Annotated in this window: 24 protein-coding genes; 10 read left to right on the top strand and 14 right to left on the bottom strand. The window is 71.6% G+C overall.

All coding sequences use genetic code 11. The features are described 5' to 3' along the window. Nucleotides 1-7: 7 nt before the first annotated feature. Nucleotides 8-1,186 carry a CaiB/BaiF CoA transferase family protein gene (locus tag ACFVYN_RS18615; RefSeq protein ID WP_389999519.1) on the bottom strand — a complete coding sequence of 393 codons (1,179 nt, stop codon included), beginning with the start codon at nt 1,184-1,186 and terminating at the stop codon, nt 8-10. 117 nt (nt 1,187-1,303) lie between these two features. After that, on the bottom strand, nt 1,304-1,684 hold the full coding sequence (locus ACFVYN_RS18610) for an MmcQ/YjbR family DNA-binding protein (protein WP_389999517.1): 381 nt from the start codon (nt 1,682-1,684) through the stop codon (nt 1,304-1,306). Nucleotides 1,685-1,774: 90 nt separating this feature from the next. On the opposite strand from ACFVYN_RS18610, the gene ACFVYN_RS18605 reads away from it, so the two are divergent. Next, on the top strand, nt 1,775-2,953 hold the full coding sequence (locus tag ACFVYN_RS18605) for a saccharopine dehydrogenase family protein (protein WP_389999515.1): 1,179 nt from the start codon (nt 1,775-1,777) through the stop codon (nt 2,951-2,953). A gap of 7 nt (nt 2,954-2,960) precedes the next feature. Here the strand turns inward: ACFVYN_RS18605 and mmpA are convergent, their stop codons facing one another. Then, nucleotides 2,961-3,107, bottom strand: a complete 147-nt coding sequence (mmpA, locus tag ACFVYN_RS18600) for a morphogenic membrane protein MmpA (protein WP_389999633.1) — start codon at nt 3,105-3,107, stop codon at nt 2,961-2,963. Between the two features lie 101 nt (nt 3,108-3,208). Further along, nucleotides 3,209-3,910: an endonuclease V gene (locus ACFVYN_RS18595; protein ID WP_389999513.1), complete on the bottom strand. Its 702-nt coding sequence runs from the start codon at nt 3,908-3,910 to the stop codon at nt 3,209-3,211. Nucleotides 3,911-3,952: 42 nt separating this feature from the next. Between ACFVYN_RS18595 and ACFVYN_RS18590 the strand changes: the two genes are divergently transcribed. Next, a complete protein-coding gene (locus tag ACFVYN_RS18590; RefSeq protein ID WP_389999511.1) occupies nt 3,953-4,249 on the top strand; it encodes a YciI family protein in 297 nt (98 codons plus the stop codon). 4 nt (nt 4,250-4,253) lie between these two features. Here ACFVYN_RS18590 and ACFVYN_RS18585 read toward each other — a convergent pair whose 3' ends face one another. Both ACFVYN_RS18585 and ACFVYN_RS18580 read right to left on the bottom strand, forming a co-directional pair. After that, the gene (locus tag ACFVYN_RS18585; RefSeq protein ID WP_389999508.1) at nt 4,254-4,583 is read right to left on the bottom strand and encodes a plasmid stabilization protein; all 330 of its coding nucleotides are present in this window, start codon (nt 4,581-4,583) and stop codon (nt 4,254-4,256) included. Between the two features lie 62 nt (nt 4,584-4,645). Beyond that, entirely contained in the window at nt 4,646-5,713 is a 1,068-nt protein-coding gene (locus ACFVYN_RS18580; protein ID WP_389999505.1) for a WD40/YVTN/BNR-like repeat-containing protein, read from the bottom strand. 287 nt (nt 5,714-6,000) lie between these two features. Between ACFVYN_RS18580 and ACFVYN_RS18575 the strand changes: the two genes are divergently transcribed. Next, nucleotides 6,001-6,417 carry an SsgA family sporulation/cell division regulator gene (locus ACFVYN_RS18575; protein ID WP_389999502.1) on the top strand — a complete coding sequence of 139 codons (417 nt, stop codon included), beginning with the start codon at nt 6,001-6,003 and terminating at the stop codon, nt 6,415-6,417. Here ACFVYN_RS18575 and ACFVYN_RS18570 read toward each other — a convergent pair. Together ACFVYN_RS18570 and ACFVYN_RS18565 are read right to left on the bottom strand one after the other, a co-directional pair. Next, the gene (locus tag ACFVYN_RS18570; protein WP_389999499.1) at nt 6,411-7,199 is read right to left on the bottom strand and encodes an isocitrate lyase/phosphoenolpyruvate mutase family protein; all 789 of its coding nucleotides are present in this window, start codon (nt 7,197-7,199) and stop codon (nt 6,411-6,413) included. The genes ACFVYN_RS18575 and ACFVYN_RS18570 overlap by 7 nt on opposite strands. Nucleotides 7,200-7,257: 58 nt before the next feature. Next, nucleotides 7,258-7,905, bottom strand: a complete 648-nt coding sequence (locus tag ACFVYN_RS18565; RefSeq protein ID WP_389999496.1) for a GPP34 family phosphoprotein — start codon at nt 7,903-7,905, stop codon at nt 7,258-7,260. Nucleotides 7,906-8,189: 284 nt separating this feature from the next. Here ACFVYN_RS18565 and ACFVYN_RS18560 point away from each other — a divergent pair, with 284 nt between their 5' ends. Continuing rightward, nucleotides 8,190-9,812, top strand: coding sequence for an ABC-F family ATP-binding cassette domain-containing protein (locus ACFVYN_RS18560; RefSeq protein WP_389999493.1), 1,623 nt, complete (start codon nt 8,190-8,192; stop codon nt 9,810-9,812). Here the strand turns inward: ACFVYN_RS18560 and ACFVYN_RS18555 are convergent. After that, nucleotides 9,781-10,542 (bottom strand): MerR family transcriptional regulator, encoded by a 762-nt coding sequence (locus tag ACFVYN_RS18555; protein WP_389999490.1) that lies wholly within the window; start codon nt 10,540-10,542, stop codon nt 9,781-9,783. The genes ACFVYN_RS18560 and ACFVYN_RS18555 overlap by 32 nt on opposite strands. A gap of 51 nt (nt 10,543-10,593) precedes the next feature. Here ACFVYN_RS18555 and ACFVYN_RS18550 point away from each other — a divergent pair, with 51 nt between their 5' ends. From ACFVYN_RS18550 to ACFVYN_RS18540, 3 genes are all read left to right on the top strand, one after another. Then, nucleotides 10,594-11,031 (top strand): DUF6194 family protein, encoded by a 438-nt coding sequence (locus tag ACFVYN_RS18550; RefSeq protein ID WP_389999630.1) that lies wholly within the window; start codon nt 10,594-10,596, stop codon nt 11,029-11,031. Nucleotides 11,032-11,160: 129 nt separating this feature from the next. After that, on the top strand, nt 11,161-11,937 hold the full coding sequence (ddaH, locus tag ACFVYN_RS18545) for a dimethylargininase (RefSeq protein WP_389999487.1): 777 nt from the start codon (nt 11,161-11,163) through the stop codon (nt 11,935-11,937). A 205-nt stretch (nt 11,938-12,142) separates the two neighbouring features. Further along, the gene (locus tag ACFVYN_RS18540) at nt 12,143-13,120 is read left to right on the top strand and encodes an acyl-ACP desaturase (RefSeq protein WP_389999484.1); all 978 of its coding nucleotides are present in this window, start codon (nt 12,143-12,145) and stop codon (nt 13,118-13,120) included. 166 nt (nt 13,121-13,286) lie between these two features. Here ACFVYN_RS18540 and ACFVYN_RS18535 read toward each other — a convergent pair whose 3' ends face one another. Continuing rightward, on the bottom strand, nt 13,287-13,631 hold the full coding sequence (locus ACFVYN_RS18535) for a hypothetical protein (RefSeq protein WP_389999481.1): 345 nt from the start codon (nt 13,629-13,631) through the stop codon (nt 13,287-13,289). A 141-nt stretch (nt 13,632-13,772) separates the two neighbouring features. Continuing rightward, nucleotides 13,773-14,021 (bottom strand): WhiB family transcriptional regulator, encoded by a 249-nt coding sequence (locus ACFVYN_RS18530; RefSeq protein WP_389999627.1) that lies wholly within the window; start codon nt 14,019-14,021, stop codon nt 13,773-13,775. 359 nt (nt 14,022-14,380) lie between these two features. On the opposite strand from ACFVYN_RS18530, the gene ACFVYN_RS18525 reads away from it, so the two are divergent. Beyond that, nucleotides 14,381-15,172 carry a VOC family protein gene (locus ACFVYN_RS18525; RefSeq protein WP_389999478.1) on the top strand — a complete coding sequence of 264 codons (792 nt, stop codon included), beginning with the start codon at nt 14,381-14,383 and terminating at the stop codon, nt 15,170-15,172. Nucleotides 15,173-15,184: 12 nt separating this feature from the next. Here the strand turns inward: ACFVYN_RS18525 and ACFVYN_RS18520 are convergent, their stop codons facing one another. From ACFVYN_RS18520 to ACFVYN_RS18510, 3 genes are read right to left on the bottom strand one after another with little or no spacing between them, the layout of a single operon-like run. Beyond that, entirely contained in the window at nt 15,185-16,210 is a 1,026-nt protein-coding gene (locus ACFVYN_RS18520; RefSeq protein WP_389999475.1) for a LacI family DNA-binding transcriptional regulator, read from the bottom strand. Continuing rightward, entirely contained in the window at nt 16,207-16,539 is a 333-nt protein-coding gene (locus ACFVYN_RS18515; RefSeq protein ID WP_389999472.1) for a hypothetical protein, read from the bottom strand. Before ACFVYN_RS18515 ends, ACFVYN_RS18520 begins: the two co-directional genes overlap by 4 nt. A gap of 14 nt (nt 16,540-16,553) precedes the next feature. Then, complete coding sequence (locus tag ACFVYN_RS18510; RefSeq protein ID WP_389999625.1) at nt 16,554-17,537, bottom strand: multicopper oxidase domain-containing protein; 984 nt, start codon at nt 17,535-17,537, stop codon at nt 16,554-16,556. Between the two features lie 198 nt (nt 17,538-17,735). On the opposite strand from ACFVYN_RS18510, the gene ACFVYN_RS18505 reads away from it, so the two are divergent. Continuing rightward, a complete protein-coding gene (locus ACFVYN_RS18505) occupies nt 17,736-20,234 on the top strand; it encodes a ThuA domain-containing protein (RefSeq protein WP_389999470.1) in 2,499 nt (832 codons plus the stop codon). Continuing rightward, the coding region (locus ACFVYN_RS18500; protein WP_389999467.1) for an OmpL47-type beta-barrel domain-containing protein at nt 20,234-20,922 on the top strand (689 nt) is incomplete at its 3' end. The genes ACFVYN_RS18505 and ACFVYN_RS18500, both read left to right, overlap by 1 nt.

Raw genomic sequence — 20,922 nt, 5'->3', positions numbered from 1 at the left:
GGGCCTTTCATTCAGGGCCTTCAACCGGGCATTCATCCATGCCTCTATCCGGGCCTTCATCCGGGCCTTTCAGCAGGTCCGGTACGTCCCAGTCGCGTGCCACGTCCGCGGTGTGGGCGCCGGCCCGGGCGGGTCCGGTGCGGACGGCCGTGGGGGTCGCGGAGAAGCGGGGTGCGGGGACGGGCTGGGTGATGCCGCCGTGGTCGGTGAAGGTGCCGCGGGCGGCGAGGTGCGGGTGGTGCGGGGCCTCGCGCAGCGACAGCACGGGCGCCACGCACGCGTCGGTGCCCTCGAAGACGGCTGTCCACTCGTCTCTCGTACGGCCGCGGAAGCGGGCCGCGACCGCCTCGCGCAGGTCGCCCCAGCGGGTCCAGTCCTTGCGGGCGTCCGCGAAGTCCGGGAGGCCCAGCAGGTCCAGGAACAGGTCGTAGAACTGCGGCTCCAGCGCGCCCACCGCCATGTACTTCCCGTCGGCGGTCTCGTAGGTGCCGTAGTACGGGCAGCCGCCGTCGAGGAGGTTGGCGCCGCGCCGGTCCTGCCAGCCGCCGGCCGCCGACATGCCGTGGAGCATCGCGGAGAGGTGGGAGGTGCCGTCGACGATGGCGGCGTCCACGACCTGGCCGGTGCCGGTCGCGCGCGCGTGGTGCAGGGCGGCGAGGACACCGACGACGAGGTAGAGGGAGCCGCCCGCGTAGTCGCCGAGGAGGTTGGCGGGGACGGCCGGGGGGTGGCCAGGTTCGCCGATCAGGCCGAGGGCGCCGGTGACGGCGATGTAGGCGATGTCGTGCCCCGCGCGCTGGGCCAGCGGCCCCTCCTGGCCCCAGCCGGTCATGCGGCCGTAGACGAGGGCGGGGTTGCGCGCGTGGCAGTCCTCGGGGCCGACGCCGAGGCGCTCGGCGACACCGGGTCGGTTGCCCTCGATCAGGATGTCGGCGCGGGCGGCGAGGTCGAGGACGCGGGCGGGGCCGTCCGGGGACTTCAGGTCGACCACCACGGAACGCTTGTTGCGGTTGGTGACGTCGTACTCCTGCTTGATCGCCAGGCCGACTCCGCCGGGCCGGTCGACGCGCACGACGTCGGCGCCCAGGTCGGCCAGGAGCATCGCGGCGAACGGGCCCGGCCCGATCCCGGCCAGCTCGACGACGCGCACGCCGGTGAGCGGCCCCTGTCCTGGCGTCGTCGCCATCCGGCCCCCAGAAAGTCCCACAGGTATGACACAACCGATGTAACACCAGTGATGCTAAGAACGTGTTCAACCGAGCACAAGAGCTGAGCGAGCAAGCGCTTAGCCAATTGTCGGGGGTCAGCGTCCGTCCAGCTCGGCTATCAGCCGCTTCGGCGCGATCGCGCGGTAGCTCTCCTCCACCCAGTCGCACAGCAGCTCCGCGCGCGGAGCGCCCTTGCCCTCCAGCGGGACGCGCACCCAGCCGGCCCTGCCCAGCCCGTACCCGGACGGCGCCGCGCCGGGACAGGTCAGTGCGTGCGTGTGGACGGCCTCGTCGGTGAGCTTCACCGTCATGCCCGGCGGGTGGCTGCCGTCGTCGACGCCGAGGAAGACGAACACCTTCCCCTTGACCTTCGCTACGCTCTCACCCCACGGGAACTCCTCGACGGCACCCGGCAGCCCAAGGGCGAATTCACGCACTTTCTCCCTCTTCTTGAGGGCGTTTTCGGGCACGGCCACCGTCCACCTCCGGGCTCGTCGTCGGGCTCCGCACTCCTCACGCTAGCCTCGGCCACCGACAACGGCGCGTGGTGCGGACCGAGGGGTGTCATGAGCAGGCTGAATGAAACGGATCGTCCGTACGACATCGTGCTCTTCGGAGCCACCGGCTTCGTCGGCACGCTGACCGCGGAGTATCTCGCCGCGCACGCGCCCGAGGGGCTGCGCTGGGCCGTCGCGGGCCGCAGCGAGCGGAAGCTGCAGCAGTTGCGCGAACGGCTGCCGGCCGGCGAGAGCGTCGGGGTGCTGCGCGCCGACGTGGCCGAGCCGGACTCGGTGCGTGAACTCGCCGAACAAGCGCGCGTGGTGGCCACGACCGTGGGGCCGTACGTGAGCTACGGCGAGGACCTCGTCGCCGCCTGCGCGGACACCGGCGCCGACTACCTTGATCTGGCCGGTGAGCCGGAGTTCGTGGACCTGACGTACGTCCGGCACGACGCACGCGCGCGGGAGAGCGGCGCACGCCTTGTGCACGCCTGCGGGTTCGACTCGATCCCGCACGACCTGGGCGCCTACTTCACCGTCCAGCAGCTGCCGGAGGGAGTGCCGCTGACGGTCGACGGGTTCGTCACCGCCGACGCCACCTTCTCGGGCGGTACCTTCGCGTCGGCGCTGAACCAGTTCTCGCGGCTGCGGCCGATGCTGGCCGCCGAGCGGGACCGGCGGCGGCACGAGCCGCGCCTGGTGGGCCGGCGTGCCGCCGCGCCGACGGGCGCGCCCCGGTTCGCCAGGGAGATCGGCGCGTGGGCGCTGCCGCTGCCGACGATCGACCCGCAGATCGTGCACCGGTCGGCGAAGGCGCTCGATCGCTACGGCCCCGACTTCCGCTACCGCCACTACGCGGCCGTACGGCGTCTGCCGGTCGCGCTGGGCGGAGTGGCGGCTATGGGTGCGCTCGTCACGGCGGCCCAACTGGCGCCCGCCCGACGCTGGTTGTCCGCGCGGCTGGAGCCGGGGGACGGGCCGAGCGCGCAGAAGCGCGCGAAGAGCTGGTTCTCGGTGCGTTTCGTCGGCGAGGGCGGTGGCCGGCGCGTGTTCACGGAGGTCGCGGGCGGCGATCCCGGCTATGACGAGACGGCCAAGATGTTCGCCGAGTCGGCCCTGTCCCTGGCCCTCGACGACCTTCCGGAGACGTCCGGTCAGGTCACGACGGCGGTGGCGATGGGGAACGCGCTGATCGAGCGGCTGCGACGGGCCGGAATCACCTTCCGGGTGGCGTCGAGCCGGTGAACCGGGCCTAGAAGGACCAGCCCGCCACCGTGTAGATCATCCCCACGATCCAGCCGAGCCCCGCGAGCACGCCGAGGACCAGCGCGGCGGTCACGGCGCGCTCGACGGGCCGGTTCGGGTCGGCGAGGGGCTTGGGCGAACGGTGGTGGGTCACGCGGTGCGTCGTCGTCATGCGGGACAGCCTGCCGAGCACTCCGGGGCACGCACATCCGTACAGATACTCAGACGACGTACTCAGTACCCCCTCAGGCCCCCTCAGGCCTCCTGCCGGGCCGTCGCCTCCCGCAGCGCCCGTCGGCACAGCGCGTCCGCCCTGCGCGTCGTCTCCGGCAGGCGATAGGCCGGCGTGAGCGCGAGGGTGTGGGCGCAGGCGTTGTCGAGGCTCACGCGGTGGCCGACCGAGACGAAGACCGGCTTGACCACCTCGCGCGTGCGCAGGGCGCGGCCGACCTCCTCGGAGCCCGCCAGCAGCGGCGTCCACGCGCCACGCCGGGCGCCGGGATCGTCGTACGTGAAGGTGAACGGGTTCTTGGCGACGCCGATCGTCGGCAGGCCGGTGAGGACGCCGAGGTGGCTCGCGAGGCCGAAGCGGCGGGGGTGGGCGAGGCCGTAGCCGTCGCAGACGACCAGGCCGGGCGGACACGGCAGGGCGTCGAGGGCGGCGAGGACCGTGGGGATCTCACGGAAGGCGAGCAGGCCCGGGACGTACGGGAAGGAGATCCGGCCCACCGCGTTCGCCTCGGCGAGGACCTCCAGAGTTGCCGCGTCCAGCACCACGGCCGCCGCCGCCACGACGTCCCGTTCGTCGTCGTAGGCCACGTCGACCCCGGTGACGTGGCCGGTGCCCGGCGGCGGGCCCGGCTCGTCGAGGACCGTGCTCGCCCTCAACTCGTCCTGTACCGCGCGGGCCTGCTCCTCGGTCGCGGGCCAGCCCGCGGGAATGTCCGCTGTCGTCATGGTGGGGACGAGCGTACGGCGGGGCGGCGTAGGCTCGCGATCATGTTCGTACTGGAACTGACCTACACCGCCCCGCTCGATGCCGTGGACGCCGTGCTGCCGGCGCATGTCGCCTGGCTGGACGCGCAGTACGAGAAGGGCCTGTTCCTGGCGTCCGGGGCCAAGCACCCCCGCGACGGCGGGGTGATCATCGCCGTCGCGGAGGACCGTGCGCGGATCGAGGAGGTCACCGCGGGCGACCCGTTCGTCGCGGCCGGGGTGTGCGCGTACCGCGTCACCGAGTTCGCCGCGACGAAGACGGCTCCGGCACTGGAGCCGTACCGGCAGACGCCCGGCTGACGGGTCAGCCCTTGTTGCCGAGGGCGCGCTGGAGCTGGCTCTTGTTCATGTCCGAACGGCCCTTGACGCCCTTGCGCTTGGCCTCCTCGTAGAGCTGGTCGTACGTCGGGCCCTGCGAGCCCTTGCCGGACCGCTGGCCGCCCCGCTTGCCCGAGGACATGTCCTTGGTCGAGGTACGGCTGGCGGTCTTGGACTCGCCGGAGCGGGCGCGCTCCTTGTTGACCGTCCGCGCCGCGATCTCCTTGGCCCGTCCGGTGCTCTCGCCCCGGTCCTGGGCGCTCTCCTTGATGTGCTCGTACTGGCGTTCGCGCTTCGAGTTGGAGCCGGCTGGCATGGGGGATCACTCCTTTCGCCGTCGGCGACCGGGTACCCGCATTCCGCCACTCATTTCTCCACTCATTTCTCCAGGCGAGCCACCCGTCCCCTCTCCCCGGCCGCCCAGCAGCCGCCGTCGGCCGTGCAGTCCACGGTGTCGTACGAGCCGGTGTCCACGGTCCGCCAGGTCCGGCCGCCGTCCCCGGTGAGGTCCGTGCCGGTGGGACCGACCGCGAGGGCGGCGGCGCGGCTGTGCGGGAGCCAGGCCGCGCCGGAGCGGTAGGCGCTCACCGGGGCCGCGGCGGGCCGCCAGGTCGCGCCCCCGTCGCCGGTCCGGGCGGCGGCCTGCGGAGAGCTCTGGTCGGGGCGGTAGTCGCCGCCGACCGCGAGTCCGTGCGCGCGGTCGCGGAAGGCGAGCGCGAAGACGCCCTTGGCCGGGTCGCCCGCCGGGATCGGCGTGTCGGACGCCGTCCAGGTCAGCCCCCGGTCGGCGGAGTGCAGGACACGCGCGCGTGCGGCGCCACCGGTGGCCAGCCAGACGTCCCGGGGCCCGGAACTGACCAGGCACTGGCCGCTCGCCGCGAAGCCCGCCTCGCCGTCGAGCGCGGCCGGCATGCCCTTGTCCGGCAGCACCTTCCAGGAGCGGCCGCCGTCGGAGGTCGACAGGACGCGGAACTTCCCGTCCACCGGGTCGCTCACGGCGAGGCCGTGGCGGTGGTCGAAGAAGGTGAGGCAGTCGTAGAAGGCCTTGGCGTCGGTGTTGCGGAAGGACTCGGTCCAGGTCGCGCCGCCGTCCTCGGTCCGGTAGACGCGGGACGCCTCGCCCTCCCCGATGGCCAGCACCACCGCCCGGCGCGCGTCGAAGGCCTCGACGTCGCGGAACTGGAGTTCGGCGGCACCGGGCGGTGAGACGTTTCGCCAGCTCGCCCCGCCGTCCGTGGTGCGCAGCACGGTGCCCTGGGTGCCGGCCAGCCATGCGGTGTTCCGGCTGACCGCCGACAGCCCGCGGAACCGCACCTCGGGGGCGCCGCTGTCCTTGAGCTCCCAGTGCGGTGCACGGCCGTCCGGGTCGTGCGCCTCGGCCGGTACGGCGGTCAGGGCGGCCAGCGCCGCCGCACAGGCCGCTCCCGCGGTGATGGTCCGGAACATCAGTCCCGTTCGTCTCTTGCCTCGCGTGTTCCCCAAGCGCCTCATGGCGGGCGAAGCTAGCCCACGCTCCCGGCGCCGTCCAGATGCCCTCGGCCGCCCGCCGAGCGGTGCGCGGGGTGTCACAAGTGCCTCCTGGGGCACGGGAGTAGGACTGGATCACACCGGCGCATGAAGACGGTGACAGAGGTCACTCGACTTTCGTGTACACGGATTGGCTCATTCCGACGTCTCTTCCAGTGCCCGTCCCACCCCGGAAGCCCAACCAGCCGTCACAAGGGAGCAAGGCGTTGTCCACCGTCATCGAGCAGCCCGTAGAGGCCCGTCTCGTCGCCGCGGCACCGCGGATGCCGAGCATTCCCGCCACCCTGCGCTACGACCGCTGTGATCCGTTCGCCGTCCGTATGACCTTCCCCGCCCCGGCCACCCTGGAGGGCGTCGAGGTCTGCTGGACCTTCAGCCGCGAACTGCTCACCACCGGCCTGCACGAGCCCGAGGGCCACGGCGACGTCCGGGTGCGGCCGTACGGCTACGACCGCACCGTTCTCGAGTTCCACGCCCCCGAGGGCACCGCCGTCGTGCATGTGCGCACGGGCGAGCTGCGCCGGTTCCTGGAGGCGACGAACGACCTCGTGCCGACCGGTCTCGAGCACCTCCAGCTCGACCTCGACCACGACCTGGCCGAGCTGATGCGCGACGCCTACTGACGCCGGCCGCCCACCAGGGCGTTGAGCTCGCCGTAGTCGAGCCCGTCGGCCAGCGCGTGCGCGGCCTGGGCGATGCCCGAGCCGACGCTGACGCGGGCCACGCCGAGTGAGGCCAGCTCGGCGACGGACGGGGCGCCGGGTCCGGCCATGACGTTCAGCGGAGCGTCGGTCCCCTCGACGAGGAGCTTGACGGTCCCCGGGTCGACGGCCCCGGGGACGAAGATCCCGTCGGCGCCCGCGGCGAGGAAGGCGGCGGCCCGCTCCAGAGTGAGGTCCACCCCTCCGGCGCCGCGCAGGAACGTGTCGATACGGGAGTTGACGAACAACCGCACGCCTTCCGTGTCGGCCGCCTCCCGGGCCGCGGCGATCCGCTCGGCCTGCTCGTCGACCGGCCGCAGCGGTTCACCCCCGGCCTCGTACAGGGCGTCCTCGATGTTCACCCCGACCGCGCCCGCCGCGAGCACCGCGCGCACGGTGTCGCCGACGCCCGCCGCGTCCCGCGCGTAGCCGCTCTCGATGTCCGCGCTGACCGGCACGCCCACCGCGGCGGCGATCCGCCCCACGGCGTCCAGGGCCCGCTCCCGGTCCAGCCGGTCACCGTCCGCCGCGCCCAGGGCCCAGGCGAGCCCGGCGCTCGTGGTGGCCACGGCGGCGGCGCCCGCGTCCTCGACGATGCGGGCGCTCGTGAGGTCCCAGGCGTTCGGCAGGACGAGCGGGGTGCCGGGGACGTGCAGGGAACGGAAGGCGAGGGCGCGGTCGCGGAGCGTGTCCTGGTTCGTCATGCGCCTCACTCAACCACCCGCGTCCCCAACAGCGCTGGCAGGAATCCGACATCGAGGTTCAGGCGCGCGCCGCGACCGAGGCCGCCGCCCCGCGCACCCCGTGGACGAGCTCCCGCAGCACCGGCGCCACCGGCCCGCTGTCCTCGATCAGCTCCTCGACGCGCGCCTCGGGATGTTCCCCGCGGGGCAGCAGGGTCCGCAGCCCGGCCGCGGCGGCGAGCGCGACCAGGGCCGCGTCCCGGTCGGAGACGTGCGCGCCCGGCGCCGGTCCCCGCAGGACCTGCCGGGCCTCCTCCTGGAGCGCCTCCACGACGACCGGGCGGGCCAGGTCGTACTCCACCGTGGGGAAAAGGCCGAGGGCCCGCCTCTTGCGGGCGCTCAGCTGTCCGCCCGCGGTGAGCTGTTCCCGTACGGCGTCCAGGGTGATCCGGGTGTGCGGCGTGACCCAGCCCCGCCACCGGTGCGGCCGGGATTCACGGACCAGTTCGAGCAGCCCGTCCAGCACGGGATCCCCCGTCTCGGCGTCCATGTCGACCGGGGTGGCGATGCCGTCCACGTCGAGGAGCAGACCGCGCCGGGCCAGCTCGGCCAGGGCACCGGCCCGCACCAGTTGGGGGACCTGTCCGGTACCGGCGGCCTCGGACTTGGAGGTGTCCCAGGCCAGCAGGTAGAGGTGGGTCGGCAGAGAGAGCGGGCCGTCGGGCACGGGGCCTCCTAGGGCGCATTAACTCGTTGACAGCCCTGTGGCCGCCTCGTACGTTGTAGAACGCTTCTGTTGCCGTCGATCGGAGAAGGACGTTGCTCGTCTGAGGTCCTGAGACACCGTGTCACACACCTGAGGTGTGTGCGCCGCGTGCGACCTCGGCATACGAGCCGTTCCGACGAGCAGGGCCCTGTCCGTGCCCCTCCGGTTTTCCGTCGTCTCCCGTGGTCGCGGGTGTCTCGATACGCGTTTGCCCCTTCTCGCTTCGAGCAACCGCGGAGACCCGTATGTCTGCTTCCATCACCTGCACCTCGCTCGCCTTCTCCTGGCCCGACGGCACCCCCGTCCTCGACGGTCTCGACATCGCCTTCGGCCCCGGCCGGACGGGGCTCGTCGGGGTCAACGGGTCGGGCAAATCGACCCTGTTGAAGCTGATCGCCGGTGAACTCTCCCCGGCCGACGGCACCGTGCGCGTCGCGGGTTCGGTCGGCTACCTCCCGCAGAACGTCGCGCTCGACACCGGCCTGAAGGTCGACGAGGCGCTCGGTATCGCCGCTCGGCGTGCCGCCCTGCACGCCATCGAGGCGGGCGACGTGGCCGTGGAGCACTTCGAGACGGTCGGTGACGACTGGGACGTGGAGGAGCGGGCCCTGGCGACTCTCGGTGAACTCGGGCTCGGCCACATCGGGTTGGACCGCGGCATCGGCGAGGTCTCGGGCGGCGAGTCGGTGCTGCTGCGGCTGGCCGCGCTGCTGCTGCGCCGACCGGACGTCCTGCTCCTCGACGAGCCCACCAACAACCTCGACCTGTACGCCCGCAGGCGGCTGTACGCGGTTGTCGCCTCCTGGCCGGGGGTCATGGTCGTGGTCAGCCACGACCGTGAACTCCTCGACCTGGTCGACCAGATCGCCGATCTGCGCGCGGGGGAGGTCACCTGGTACGGCGGCAACTTCTCCGCCTACGAGGAGGCCCTCGCCGTCGAACAGGAGGCGGCCGAGCGGATGGTGCGGGTCGCCGAGTCCGACTTCCGCAAGCAGAAGCGCGAACTGGCGGACGCACAGGTCAAGTTGGCCCACCGCAGGCGCTACGCCCAGAAGATGTACGACACCAAGCGCGAACCCCGGGCCGTCATGAAGCTCAAGAGCCGCGCGGCCCAGGTCTCCGCGGGCAAGCACCGCATCATGCACGAGGAGAAGCTCGCTGAGGCCAAGGACCGGCTCGACGAGGCGGTGGAGGCCGTACGGGACGACGACGAGATCCGCGTCGACCTGCCGTACACGGCCGTACCGCCAGGCCGTACGGTCCTGACGCTCATGGACCTGGAACTCGCCTACGGCGCACGGGTGAAGGGCGGCTTCGACCTGCGGGGCCCCGAGCGGGTCGCGCTGATCGGGCGCAACGGCGCGGGCAAGACGACGCTGCTGCGCACGATCGCCGGGGAGCTGCCACCGGTCTCGGGCGAGGCGACGGTCCATGTCCCGCTGCGCTTTCTGCCCCAGCGCCTGGACGTCCTCGACGACGAACTGTCGGTCGCCGAGAACGTGGCGCGGTTCGCGCCGGGCGCCACCAACAACCGGGTGCGGGCCCGTCTCGCCCGCTTCCTGTTCCGGGGCGCCCGGGCCGACCAGCCGGCGTCGACGCTGTCCGGTGGCGAACGCTTCCGGGCGACGCTGGCCGCGCTGATGCTGGCGGAGCCCGCACCCCAGCTGCTCATGCTCGACGAGCCGACGAACAACCTCGACATGGCGAGCGTGCGACAGCTGACCTCGGCCCTGGAGTCGTACGAGGGCGCGCTGGTCGTGGCCAGTCACGACCTGCCGTTCCTGGAGTCGATCGGCATCACGCGCCGGCTGATGCTGGACGGGGAGCTGCGGGAGGTCACTCCGGAGACCCTGGAGTTCCCGGGCTAGCGTCCGCGGCGGTGACGACGGCCGCCAGATCAGCGCCCGCCCGGAGCAGCAGCACGCTGCGGGCGGCGAGCCCGTCGAGCCGTTCCCGCAGGATGCGCCGGGCGTCCTCCGGTCCGTCGAGGCCGTCGCGGTTCTCCAGGGAGCCCATCACCTCGCGCACGGCCGGGATGCCGTACCCGCCGGCGCGCAGGGCGACGACGAGGCGCGCCGCCCTGATCGCCGCGGGGCCGTAGCGACGCGCGCGCAGGGTGGTCACCCGCTCCGGGCGGACCAGCCCTTCCTCCTCCCAGAACCGCAGGGTCGAGGACCGTACGCCGAGCGCCTCCGCGAGCTGCGTGATGGTCATGAAGTCACCGTTCTCGCCGTCCTGACCGTCCTGACCGTCCCGATCGTCCCGTTCGTCCCCTTCGTCCCGGATGCCCTGGAGTGCCCGCTGGGCGCGCAGTACCTCCGCGCGCTCCCGCGCGAGCCGGGCGTGGACCTCGTCGACCGCAGCGGCCGCCTCCGTGATCGTCGCCGTCCGCAGCTCGGCGAGCAGCCGCCGGGCCTCGACGGGGCCGACAGCTGCGGCGAGCCCTCGATAGGCGCGCAGCGCGTGCACGTGGAGCGGCGTGTAGGAGCGGTAGCCGTTGTCCGACCGTACGGCCGGCGGGATCACCCCCAGCCGCTCCAGGTCGCGCACCTGCTGCACCGAGTACCCGGACTCCCTGGCCACGTCGGCTGTGCGCATCGTTCGGCCAACCCCACATAAGCACTTGAAGGTCACGCTTGAACCATGAGTATGGAACAGATCATCGCGACGGTGCGCGGCTTCGACGGGGCACTCGTGGTCGTCCCCGCGCCGGGTGGGGACTCCCCCGAGATCGCGTGGGGCGACGCGTTCTTCTACTACGCCCCGGACGGCCGGACGCCCCGCAACACCCAGCCCTACGGGACGATCGTCACCAAGGACTACCCCGACGACACCGCCTCCGACCTGGACCCGCCGGGCCGCTGGAGGGTCAACGTCCAGGTCGGCCGTACGGCGCTGCCGGAACTCCTCGGAGCGGAACGGCACGACCCCGCGGCGGCCGACGTGGTGCTGCCGCACCCGGTCTACGGCGCCCTCGGCTGGATCTGCGTCGTGAATCCCGGCGAGCGGACCACCGGCACGGTCGTGGGGCTGCTGCGTGCGGCCCATGAGGCGGCACGCGCGCGTGCCGAGCGACGGGAATCGTGAGCCGTGGAGCGTCTCAGGAGGGGCACAGCCTGAGTACGGGGGTTTTGTCGACACGGACCGGCGCTGCATGATGGCTGACCGGCGCCCGTCACGGGAGCCGCCCCTGTCCCGCCGATACGGAGTTCCCTCGTGCCCAGCAAGAAGGCCCTCGTCCGCCGCCCCAGCCCCCGCCTCGCCGAAGGTCTGGTGACGCACGTCGAGCGGGAGAAGGTCGACGTCGAGCTCGCGCACGAACAGTGGGAGGCGTACGTCGAGGCGCTGCGCGCGCACGGCTGGGAGACCGTCGAGGTGGACCCGGAGGACGACTGCCCGGACTCGGTGTTCGTCGAGGACACGGTGGTCATGTACAAGAACGTCGCCCTGATCGCGCGCTCCGGCGCCGAGTCCCGGCGCGAGGAGACCGTCGGCGTCGAGGAGGCCGTGGCGCGTCTGGGCTGCTCGGTGAACTGGGTCTGGGAACCGGGCACCCTGGACGGCGGCGACGTGCTGAAGATCGGCGACACGATCTACGTGGGCCGGGGCGGGCGTACCAACGCGGCCGGCGTCCAGCAGCTGCGGGCCGCCTTCGAACCGCTCGGGGCGCGGGTCGTCGCCGTACCGGTGAGCAAGGTGCTGCACCTGAAGTCCGCGGTCACCGCGCTGCCCGACGGGACCGTCATCGGGCACATCCCCAAGGTGGACCGGCCCGCGCTCTTCCCGCGCTTCCTGTCCGTGCCCGAGGAGGCCGGCGCCCACGTCGTCCTGCTCGGCGGCCCCAAGCTGCTCATGGCCGCGAGCGCGCCGAAGACCGCGGAGCTGCTCACCGACCTCGGATTCGAACCGGTCGTGGTGGACATCAGCGAGTTCGAGAAGCTCGAAGGCTGTGTGACGTGTCTCTCAGTACGACTGCGGGACCTGTACGCCTGACCGGGCGGCCCCGTCATCCCGGCGGCCCCGACCTGCGATTCGGGGTCGCTTGTCATGCCCGGGGAACACGGCTGATCAGGGATCTTTTACGGCGCGCTTAACCTACGGTCTCGTAACCTACGGTTTCGTAGCCTACGATTCCGTAAGTTGCCGGCGCCGCTCGCCGACCCCCTCCTAATGTTCGCCGCGTCCCCCTGGAGTACCTGTGACGATCACTTCCCCTCACCTCGGCAGCCCGTCCTCGGCCTGGACCGACGCCCGTCTGCTGTACGCGTTGGAGGAAGTCGTCGAGAACGAGCTCAACCGGCACCTGAAGGTCACCAAGGACTGGATGCCGCACGAGTACGTGCCGTGGAGCGACGGCCGCAACTTCCCCGGTTTCTTCGAGGACGGCGAGGCCTGGGAGAAGGGGCAGTCCAAGGTCACCGACATCGGCCGGATCGCCCTGGTGGTGAACCTCCTCACCGAGGACAACCTCCCCAGCTACCACCACGAGATCGCCTCGCTCTTCGGCCGTGACGGCGCCTGGGGCACCTGGGTGCACCGCTGGACCGCCGAGGAGGGCCGGCACGGCATCGTGATGCGGGACTACCTGCTCGCCTCGCGCGCGGTGGACCCGGACCAGCTGGAGCAGTTCCGCATGGCCCACATGAGCGAGGGCTTCGAGTCGGACAACCGCCACTCGATGCTGCACTCGGTGGCCTACGTGGCCTTCCAGGAGCTCGCGACCCGTGTCTCGCACCGCAACACCGGCCACCAGTCCGGTGACCCAGTCTGCGACCGCATGCTGGCGCGCATCGCCACCGACGAGAACCTGCACATGGTCTTCTACCGGAACCTGCTGAAGGCGGCCTTCGAGCTCGCGCCCGACCTCACGATGATGGCCGTGCGCGACGTCGTCGTGAACTTCCGGATGCCCGGCCACGGCATGCCCGGCTTCGAGCGGGCCGCCGCGCAGATGGCGATCGGCGAGATCTACAACATGCGCATCCACCACGACGACGTCATCCAGCCCGTGCTGCGCTTCCTCAAGGTCCTCGAGATCGACGGCCTCAGCCCCGAGGGCCTCAAGGCCCAGGAGGAGCTCGGCCTGTACATGAGCGGCCTGGACTCGGAGGCGTCGAAGTTCGACGAGAAGCTGGCGGCGCGCAAGGCGCGGATGGCGGCCCGCGCGGGGGCGTGACGCGGGGGCGTGACGCGGGGCTCCCGAATTTCGGGTGCCGGCCCACAAGGACCCCCTGCCCGTGCACCGCTTCGTACAGTCCGGTGGGCGCACGGTGGCGGCGATCCCCCGCGCCCAGGACGAAGCGGGGGGCCGTGTCGAGGAGAGGGTGGGCTCCCGGCTGCGCCTACCGGTGTGGGTGAGGACGAGGGCGGGTGAGCCGGTGTCCGGCGGTCCTCCCGAGGACGCCCGTGATCGCCTCCGCGGCCGGCAGGTCGACCCGGTCGTCCTGAGCCCCGAGCACGGCCGCCGCCCGCACCCGGCCGAGGTCCGGCAGTTCCACCCCGGCTCCTGCGGCCGCCGCGACCAGCCGGGCCGCGGCTGCCGGGCCGATGCCGTTGCTCGCGACGGACAGCCGGGTGAGCCGTCCGTGCGGCGCCCGCTCCAGCGCCTGCGCGAGGCGGTGCGCCCCACGGTCGCCCAACCGGGCCGCGGGCACGTACGGTTCGTCGACCGCGCCGGCCGAGGCCACCGCGGCGAGTGACCACGCTCCGGCCTCGCCGGCGGGTTGCCGCCGACGAGTGATCCTGCCCCTCCGAGAAGGCGGCGAGTCCGCTTCCGCGCTACGTCCGGGTGCGCTCCGGGATCCTCACCGCACTCCCGGCCCGTCGGCTCAGCGGTTTTCCAGCCGCCTGATCGCCAGCCGTTCCTTCTCGGAGAGGCCGCCCCACACGCCGAAGCGTTCGTCGTTGGCCAGGGCGTACTCGAGACAGGCCGAGCGCATCTCGCACATGCCGCAGATGCGCTTCGCCTCCCGCACCGAGCTGCCCGGCTCGGGAAAGAAGAACTCCGCCCCGGTCTGGGCGCACAACGCCTGCGCCTGCCAGGCGGGGTCGGTCGGGGTGATGGTGTCGATGTGCATGGCCGAGATCGTGCCGGGCAGCGAAAAACGTTCGATCAACGCGGGATCAACGGTGACGTTCATGGCCCCAGCCGCCTTGATGGTCCTCCGCCCGGCGCGGGGGTGCACGGCGGCGCGCGGAAACGGTTCGCACGGTGTGTGCCGGCGTCCGCCGGCCGTGATGGTCGCCGGTCGCCTCGGCGTGCCCCCACCCTGGTCGGCCGAGGACTCACCGCGCGGCGCCCCTTCGGCCCGGCTCGCATCGGCCCACGGCCACCGCGACTGCCGACCGGCCCGCATCGGCGTACCGGCGGCGATTGTCAGTGGACGGTGCGAGACTCGGCGGTACAGGCAGCGGGACTCCTCAGAGGAGGGCAGAGATGCTCACGACCCGTTACGTCACCGGCGCTCCCAACTGGCTCGACCTCGGCACCCCCGACATCGACGGCGCCACCACCTTCTACGGCGGCCTGTTCGGCTGGGAGTTCCAGCCGGGCCCGCCCGAAGCCGGCGGTTACGGCTTCTTCCAGCTCGCCGGCCGGACCGCCGCGGGCGGCATGCGGACCACACCGGAACAGGGCCCGCCGTCCTGGACCGTCTACTTCCAGACCCCGGACGCGGACGCCACCGCGAAGGCGGCCGAGGAGGCGCACGGCTCGGTGCTGATGCAGCCCATGGACGTGATGGACCAGGGCCGCATGGCGATCCTCGCCGACAAGGCGGGCGTGCCCTTCGGCATCTGGCAGCCCGGACGGCACAAGGGGTTCGACGTCGCCCAGGAGCCGGGCTCGCTGTGCTGGGTCGAGCTGTACACGGCCGACCTGCCGATGGCCGCGTACTTCTACCGCGCGGCGCTCGGCCTGGAGACCTACGGCGTCGAATTCCCCGGCGGCACGTACACCACCGTGCTGCCGGACGGGCAGAGCGAGGACGGCATGTTCGGCGGCATCGTCCCGCTCGCCGACGACCCGCTGGAGGCGCGGGACGGGGCGTACTGGATGCCGTACTTCGAGGTCACGGACACGGACGGGACGGTGGCGAAGGCGCAGGAGCTCGGCGGCAGCGTGCGGCTGCCCGCCACGGACGTGCCCGGCGTCGGCCGGGTCGCCAAGCTGGCGGACCCGTACGGCGCACGCTTCGCGGTGATCAAGAGCGCACCGCAGACACCGTAGGGGCGGCAGGGGTCACGCCGAGGCGCGCCGCACCAGCGTGGTGGGCAGCACGACACCGGCCGGTGCGGCCCCCGCGTCTTCGGGGTCGAGACCCCCGAGGAGCAGACGGGCCATCAACCGGCCCATTTCCTCGATGTCCTGACGGACCGTCGTCAGTGGTGGATCGGTCTGGTCGGCGACCGGCAGCATGTCGTCGAAGCCGATGACCGCCACGTCCTCGGGCACCCGGCGCCCGCGCTCACGCAGCACGCGCAGGGCGCCGGACGCGGTGAGGTCGTTGGCGGCGAACACCGCGTCCACGTCGGGGAACGTGTCGAGGAGCTCCCGCATCGCCCGCTCCCCACCGGCCGGCGTGAAGTCGCCCCGCACGACAAGCCGCGGGTCGGCGTCCCCCAGGACGTCCTTGTAGCCGTCGAGCCGGTCCGCCGCAGAGGTCTGGTCGAGGGGGCCGGTGATGTGGGCGACGCGGCTGCGCCCGAGCCCCACGAGATGCCGTACGGCCTCGCGGGCACCGCCCCGGTTGTCGCTGTCGACGTACACGACGTCCGTCGTCCCGTCGCTCCAGCCGGGCCGTCCGCCGAACACCGTGGGGACACCGGCCCGTTGGATCAGTCCGGGCAGCGGGTCGTCGAGGTGCAGGGAGAAGACGAGCGCGCCGTCGACGTGTCCTCCGGCGAGGTAGCGTCCGACGCGGGCGTGGTCGTCCCGGCCCTCGGTGAGCAGCAGCACCAGTTGATTGTCGTGGGCGGTCAACTCCTTGCTGATTCCGCGGAGTTGCAGTGCGAAGAAGGGGTCGGCGAAGACCCGGGTCTCCGGCTCGGCCACGACCACGGCGACGGCGTCGTGGCGCCGGGTGACGAGAGAGCGGGCGGCCTGGTTGGGCACGTAACCGAGCTCTTCGACGGCCCTGCGCACCCGCTCGACGAGCGGCTCCCTGACTCCGTCCCCGCCGTTCACCACCCTCGACACGGTGGCCCGCGACACCCCGGCCCGGGCCGCCACGGCCTCCAGCGTGGGGCGTGGCGCTGTCTCGGTCACTTCGGGGCTCCTCGTCGGCGGCTGCGGATCAGGATAGCCCCGGACGAGGTGACCGGTGAGAGCGCTCTCGGGATGGGAAGGGACGAGCCGTCCAGGACCAGGACCGACGGGCGCCCCGATCGCTCCGGCACCTTCTCCCCGGCCGGCGAGCAGATCGGCGCGGCGCCCACGGCGGCCGCGCGCCCCGTCCGCCACGCCGTGACCGTCGCCGGGACGGGCGGAGCCGGCAACTCACTGTCCGCGGTGCTGAAGGCGTCCCGCAGTGCGTCGACGCAAGCCTCCGGCTCCAGCACCGTCTCCAGATCGCCGCGCGTGAGGAGAGGAGTCACCCGCCCATGATCTGTCAGTGCTGGTGCTGCTGCTGGTGCCCGGCTGCCTGCCCGCTGTGCTCGTGCGGCTCGTAGCCGGGGATGGTGCCGTCCGTCTTCTTCACCAGGAACAGGCCCACCATCCCCATGTCGGAGTGGCTCTGCACATGGCAGTGGTACATCCACGCGCCCGCCCCGACTCCCTCCCCCGCGATCACCTGGAAGCCGAAGGAGTCCGCCGGGCCCACGATCTTGTTGTCGATGACCTGGCTCGGGTCGTCGGGTCCGGTGAGCATGCCCGTGCGGTTGTCCGCCCAGCGGTGACCGTGCATGTGGAAGGTGTGGTAGTACTCGCCGTGCGTGATCATGACGAACTCGACCCGGTCGCCCACCGTGGCCTCGAAGTTGGGCCCCGAGTGCGCCGGCTTGTTGTTGATGAGCATGTCGTTGAAGACGATGGTGTGCGTCGCGTCGGGGAGGACATCGCCCTTGCGGCGGACGATCACCGGCCCGTAGAGGCCCTTGCGGATGCCGCCCGTGCCGTGTTCCGTGCCGACCACGTGGTCGTGGTAGTGCCAGTAGCCCGCGCTGCCCGCCCGCCAGGTGCCGTCGCTGCGGCGGCCCGGCAGATGGGTGCGCCAGGTGTAGGTGCGGGTGCCTCCCGGTTCGACGTCGCTGTTGTTCAGCTTCGTGCCGTCGCTGGAGATCTCGTAGTCCAGGCCGTGGGCGTGCAGGCTCGCCCTGACGTCCATGGTGTTCTCGAACTCGATGTGCAGGGTGTCGCCCTCGTTGAGTTCGATGAGCGGACCCGGGATGGTCGCCTTGCCCTTCTCGAGGCCGTAGCCCATCTGCCCGTCGGCGAGCTTCTCGGCGTACAGCTTGATGCGCTTGACCTCGCCGCCGCCCGGGGCGGCCTTCGCCGGACCCGCGTCGCTGCGGGCCTCCGGCGCCAGGGACAACGATGTCGCGACGGCCGCACCGCCGAGCAGCACCCGCCGGTTGAAGCCACGTCTGTCCAGTGCACCCACGCAGAACTCCCCACCGTGATACGGATTTTGCGGAGACGTACCTGTGATGAACCTGTGAGACGGTACCGGCCCCCGAGTCGTTTATCCACACTCGGGACAAAGTTCGTGCGATCCCGGTCATAGGTATTGGCGAGTGAGGCAAAGGGGTCTAGCTTCCATGGCGCTGTTGCTGTGACCGAGGAGGTGCCCATGCACTTACGAGGGTTGAGCGCGAGAAGCGGAGGAAGCGCGAGGAGACGGGTCTGGACGGCCACCGTGACCGCGGGGGCCGTCGCCGCCGGGCTGATGTCCGGACCCGCCGCGGGGGCCCTGCCGGCTCCCGATCGATCCGCGACAACGATGTCCGTCAAGTCCCCGCCGGGCGGCGGGGATGTGAGAGTGCTGGTCTTCTACGGGTCCGCGGCGGCCGGGGACGAGTCGCCGGTCGTCAACGCCGGGATCGCCACCGTCGAGCAGATCGGGCGGTCCGGTCCCGTGAACCAGCGGTTCGAGACCGAGGCCACGGACGACGCCAGAGTCTTCACCGACGAGAGGGCGCTGGGGAGTTACAACGCGATCGTCTTCCTGACCGGCGGCGGGGACGTCCTCGATGCCGAGCAGGAGGCCGGCCTGGAGGCCTACATGGAGGCGGGCGGCGGTTTCGTCGGCATCCATGACGCGGCCCGCGCCGAGCCGTACTCCGCCTGGTTCACCGGGCTGGTGGGCGCCCGTCCGGCCGCCTCCAGTCCAACGGCCGTACAGCGCGCCACCGTTGAGGTGGGAGACCGGCAGCATCCGGCGACCAGGGATCTGCCGGTGCAGTGGAAGCGCCCCGACCAGTGGTTCAACTGGACGAAGAACCCGTCCGGTGACGTGCACACCGTGGCCCGGGTGCGCGAGTCGACGTACCGGCCGGGAGCGAGCGCCAACGGCTGGGACCACCCGGTGAGTTGGTGCCGGGACTACGACGGCGGCCGGTCCTTCTACACCGGTATGGGCGGCACGGTGTCCTCGTACGACGAGACCGACTTCCGGACCCATCTGCGCGGCGCGCTGCTGTGGACGTCACGGCTCGTGCAGGCCGACTGCAAGGCGACGATCAACGGGAACTACAAGGCGGAGCGTCTGACCCAGCCCAACCAGGCGGGGCAGAACGACCAGATCGGCGAACCGCACGGGCTGGTGACCGCCCCCGACGGACGCGTCCTGTACATCGGGCGGGGTGGCGCCGACTCCTCCCAGCCGGTGATCACCGACTGGAACAACCCGGACGTCGGCAAGGGCAAGGGCCAGATCCACGTCTACGACCCGGCGACCAAGAAGGCCACCCTGGCAGGCGAGTTGACCGTCTTCGGCAACAAGGGCGGCGGCGACGAACTGGTGAAGGTCGAGGAGGGGCTGCTCGGCATCGAGCTCGATCCGCGCTTCGAGCAGAACGGCTGGGTGTATCTGCACTACACCCCGCACTCCCGGCTCAACCGCGACACCCGGATCGCCGAGCGGCGGGTCTCCCGCTTCACCCTCGACCTCGCCACGAACAAGCTGGATCTGAGCAGCGAGAAGGTCCTGCTCAAGTGGCCGGTCCAGGTGCATAGTTGCTGCCACGCGGGCGGCGGGATGGCCTGGGACTCCAAGGGCAACCTGTACATCGCGACCGGTGACAACAACTCCAGCGGCTTCAGCGGCGGTTACTCGGGCAACAACCCGCAGCCGAACTACAAGGGCGTCTCCTTCGCGGACGCGCGCCGCACCGCCGGCAACACCAACAACCTCAACGGCAAGATCCTGCGCATCCACCCGGAGCCCGACGGGACGTACACGCTGCCCGAGGGGAACCTCTTCACGGGCAAGGAGACCGCCGAGGGCGGCGGCAAGACCCGCGGCGAGATCTATGTGATGGGGGTCCGGAACCCGGCCCGCATCTTCGTCGACAAGAAGACCGACATCCTGTACGCCGGATGGGTCGGCCCGGACGCGAGCGAGCCCTCGACGACCTGGGGCCCGGCCAAGTACGACACCTTCGCCGTCATCACCAAGGCGAGCAACCGGGGCTGGCCGTACTGCATGGGCAACAAGCAGCCCTACCGGGACCGCAATCTGCCGGATCCCAATCAGCCGCTGGGGTGGTACGACTGCGACCACCCGAAGAACGAGTCGCCCAACAACGACGGTCTGGTCAATCTCCCACCGGTCACCGGCAACAACATCTGGTACTCGCCCCAGGGCGGCGCCCCGGACTACCCCCGCGACGCGAACGGCGTCCCCTCCTACAAGCAGGAGGACGCCACGTATCTGCTGCCGTGGCTCAAGGGCGGCGGCCAGGCCGCGATGAACGGGCCGGTCTACCGCTACGACACCGCCTCGGCCACCAGCACCGTCAAGTGGCCCTCCTACTGGGACGGCAAGTGGTTCGTCGGCGACTTCTACGACGCCGACCAGCCGCGCAACGCGGTCATCACCGATCCGAAGAACCACGGGGAGGGCGGACTGCCCGTCCACTCGGAGTCGCTCAAGAAGATCGTGCCGATCGGCAACGACGGCATCAAGAACCTCATGGACTGGAAGTTCGGTCCGGACGGCGCGCTGTACGTCCTCGACTACGGGCGCGGGTTCTTCACCTCGGACGCCAAGTCGGCTCTGTGGCGGGTCACTTACACGGGCGGCGGCCCGACGCCGGCCGCCGGACAGCTGGCGAGAGGAGGGCAGTGATGCGCCCCCGACCCCGACCCCGAACTGCTCTGACCGTCCTGGTGGCCGCCCTGCTGATGATGCTCGGCCTCCAGTCGATGTCCGCAGCACGGCCCGACACGGTCCCTGCGGCGGCCCGGACACTCACCTGGACCGCCGGCGACGACATCACCAAGTACGGCTCCGCCCCGGCGACCGCAGTCGCCGGCACGGCCACGATCGTCTTCGAGAACAGCGCGGCCACCGGCAACACCACCGGTATGCCGCACACGTTGACCTTCGTGACCAGTGACCCCGAGTTCAACAACGACGTGCAGCTCAACATCCTCGCCAACCCCAACGACGACATGGGCGGCCGTCACACCGCCGAGGTCACGCTCACGCCGGGCCGGTACTTCTACCACTGCACGATCCCGGGCCACGGTCAGATGCAGGGCATCCTCGTGGTGACCGAGGGCACCGGCGAGGACACCACCGCGCCGACGACCGGGGCGCAGGTGACCGGCACGCAGAACGCGCAGGGCCAGTACGTCGGTTCGGCGAGCGTGGCCCTCACGGCGACCGACGAGGCCGGCGGCTCCGGCGTCGACCGGGTCGAGTACGCGATCGGGGACACGGGCGCCTGGCAGCCGTACACCGCCCCGGTCGTCGTCGACCAGGTGGGCAGCCACACGGTGCGTTACCGGGCCGTCGACAAGGCGGGCAACGT

This window comes from Streptomyces sp. NPDC058307 (assembly GCF_042880295.1).
Classification (GTDB): domain Bacteria; phylum Actinomycetota; class Actinomycetes; order Streptomycetales; family Streptomycetaceae; genus Streptomyces.
This window is presented reverse-complemented; position numbering and strand designations above follow the sequence as displayed.

What these genes read in the sequence shown, in the direction of transcription:
- ACFVYN_RS18570 (WP_389999499.1), bottom strand. Translation starts at nt 7,199, where the DNA reads ATGACGAACCAGGACACGCTCCGCGACCGCGCCCTCGCCTTCCGTTCC.
- ACFVYN_RS18525 (WP_389999478.1), top strand. Translation starts at nt 14,381, where the DNA reads ATGCTCACGACCCGTTACGTCACCGGCGCTCCCAACTGGCTCGACCTC.
- ACFVYN_RS18605 (WP_389999515.1), top strand. Translation starts at nt 1,775, where the DNA reads ATGAGCAGGCTGAATGAAACGGATCGTCCGTACGACATCGTGCTCTTC.
- ACFVYN_RS18530 (WP_389999627.1), bottom strand. Translation starts at nt 14,021, where the DNA reads ATGCACATCGACACCATCACCCCGACCGACCCCGCCTGGCAGGCGCAG.
- ACFVYN_RS18590 (WP_389999511.1), top strand. Translation starts at nt 3,953, where the DNA reads ATGTTCGTACTGGAACTGACCTACACCGCCCCGCTCGATGCCGTGGAC.
- ACFVYN_RS18550 (WP_389999630.1), top strand. Translation starts at nt 10,594, where the DNA reads ATGGAACAGATCATCGCGACGGTGCGCGGCTTCGACGGGGCACTCGTG.
- ACFVYN_RS18505 (WP_389999470.1), top strand. Translation starts at nt 17,736, where the DNA reads ATGCACTTACGAGGGTTGAGCGCGAGAAGCGGAGGAAGCGCGAGGAGA.
- ACFVYN_RS18585 (WP_389999508.1), bottom strand. Translation starts at nt 4,583, where the DNA reads ATGCCAGCCGGCTCCAACTCGAAGCGCGAACGCCAGTACGAGCACATC.
- ACFVYN_RS18555 (WP_389999490.1), bottom strand. Translation starts at nt 10,542, where the DNA reads ATGCGCACAGCCGACGTGGCCAGGGAGTCCGGGTACTCGGTGCAGCAG.
- ACFVYN_RS18580 (WP_389999505.1), bottom strand. Translation starts at nt 5,713, where the DNA reads ATGTTCCGGACCATCACCGCGGGAGCGGCCTGTGCGGCGGCGCTGGCC.
- ACFVYN_RS18560 (WP_389999493.1), top strand. Translation starts at nt 8,190, where the DNA reads ATGTCTGCTTCCATCACCTGCACCTCGCTCGCCTTCTCCTGGCCCGAC.
- ACFVYN_RS18595 (WP_389999513.1), bottom strand. Translation starts at nt 3,910, where the DNA reads ATGACGACAGCGGACATTCCCGCGGGCTGGCCCGCGACCGAGGAGCAG.
- ACFVYN_RS18615 (WP_389999519.1), bottom strand. Translation starts at nt 1,186, where the DNA reads ATGGCGACGACGCCAGGACAGGGGCCGCTCACCGGCGTGCGCGTCGTC.